The 324-nt window shown below is 48.1% G+C and carries 1 protein-coding gene; it reads right to left on the bottom strand.

Going from position 1 to position 324, the window contains the following annotated elements; all coding sequences use genetic code 11:
• A partial coding sequence (locus tag HMPREF9075_RS13535) for a hypothetical protein (RefSeq protein WP_009415809.1) occupies nt 1-324 on the bottom strand: 324 nt, incomplete at both ends.

Below are 324 nucleotides of genomic sequence, written 5' to 3'. Positions count from 1 at the left end.
CGTGTCCCGATGTTGTATTACTTAGGGTGAAGGTGGCTGTTCCTTCTGAACCTCCCTTGCAAGGCGTATTAGATACCTGCGGATTTATAATCTTAAAGGTATTCACATTCGGTGCTCTATAAAGTACGCGTATCACACAACCTGTCTTGCTATGTCCTACCCAGAAAGTATGCGTTGCATCCATCTGTACAGAGAACTGTCCTGTTGTGTTAGTCCAAGTGCTTGGATGCGTTGTTGGGGCTGTAGCACCCATCGCAAAGCGTAAGTCGCCTATCGTCAGTGGTAAGCCGCTCACCGCCGATACCGATACTTGTACAGGTACTG

The sequence above is a fragment of the Capnocytophaga sp. oral taxon 332 str. F0381 genome, from assembly GCF_000318275.2.
Lineage (GTDB): Bacteria > Bacteroidota > Bacteroidia > Flavobacteriales > Flavobacteriaceae > Capnocytophaga > Capnocytophaga bilenii.
This window is presented reverse-complemented; position numbering and strand designations above follow the sequence as displayed.